Annotated in this window: 1 protein-coding gene; it reads right to left on the reverse strand. The window is 25.1% G+C overall.

Translation table 11 applies throughout. The features are described from left to right. Positions 1-67 precede the first annotated feature (67 nt). On the reverse strand, positions 68-505 hold the full coding sequence (locus GQX97_RS14400; protein WP_013243494.1) for a tetratricopeptide repeat protein: 438 nt from the start codon (positions 503-505) through the stop codon (positions 68-70). Between the last annotated feature and the right edge of the window lie 45 nt (positions 506-550).

Below are 550 nucleotides of genomic sequence, written 5' to 3' on the forward strand. Positions count from 1 at the left end.
AATATTGAAATAATACTAATAATAGAAAAGCTTAGTATCAATCTTAGCATTATACTAATTTTTTTCATTATTCTTCCACTACTTGCTCAATATCTTCATCAATTATTACTTCTTCTACTGTTTCAATAGGTTTCAATTTTGGTTTTTTAGTATAAATATCTTGCATAACTTTTTGAGCTAATACTTTAGGAGGCAAAACAGCAAAATCATTGATAACAATATTAAAATAATCTATAGCCTCTTCATACTTATTCTGATAATAATAACAGAAACCAATCTCATAATAAGCCCAAGAAACATCTTTAGCAAAATTATTTCTATCAAAATTATCTATGATATACTGATAGTATGCTATAGCAGTTTTATATCTTTTATTATTAAATTCAGTATAAGCTTTTTCTGCTATGATTTTAGGATACCTTTCTTCTGCATCAACTTTTACAGTTGTAGCACAAGAGATTGTAAATAAAGCAAAAATAAGCAATAAATAATAAGTTTTTTTCACCAATAAAATCCACTATTTTTTTATAGAATAGACTTCATCGCGTAC

The sequence above is a fragment of the Brachyspira sp. SAP_772 genome (genome assembly GCF_009755885.1).
GTDB lineage: Bacteria > Spirochaetota > Brachyspiria > Brachyspirales > Brachyspiraceae > Brachyspira.